This window comes from Dellaglioa sp. CoH-57-MRSF-22 (assembly GCF_056781895.1).
Window position 1 is genome coordinate 1 of the sequence record NZ_JBXAXT010000228.1, and the last position, 264, is coordinate 264.

General features: G+C 58.3%; 1 protein-coding gene. It reads left to right on the forward strand.

Annotated elements, in window-relative coordinates:
* Positions 1 to 60: 60 nt before the first annotated feature.
* The coding region (locus AC1RPR_RS08895) for a hypothetical protein (protein ID WP_481763586.1) at positions 61 to 264 on the forward strand (204 nt) is incomplete at its 3' end.

A 264-nucleotide genomic window follows, 5' to 3' on the forward strand; every position in this document is an offset into this window, starting at 1 on the left:
GATCGTGGGCTTCTGCCGTTCCCGGGCTCCGAAGACCTAGGCTACATCCGGGCCGTGGACATGCGTATCGGTGATCGTGTGTGGTTCCCGGCTCACAATAAGTTGCCCCGCCACGATTGGACAAAGCAGGACAAATCGAGCGGTCTTGGCTTCTTGGCCGTGAATAAGCTGCGCGTCCAAAAGCAAGGGGAGCCGGTGCCCGTCTACTGCTTGACTGTTCCGAAGTATCACCACTTCATGCTTCCGTCCGGCATCGTAAGCAGC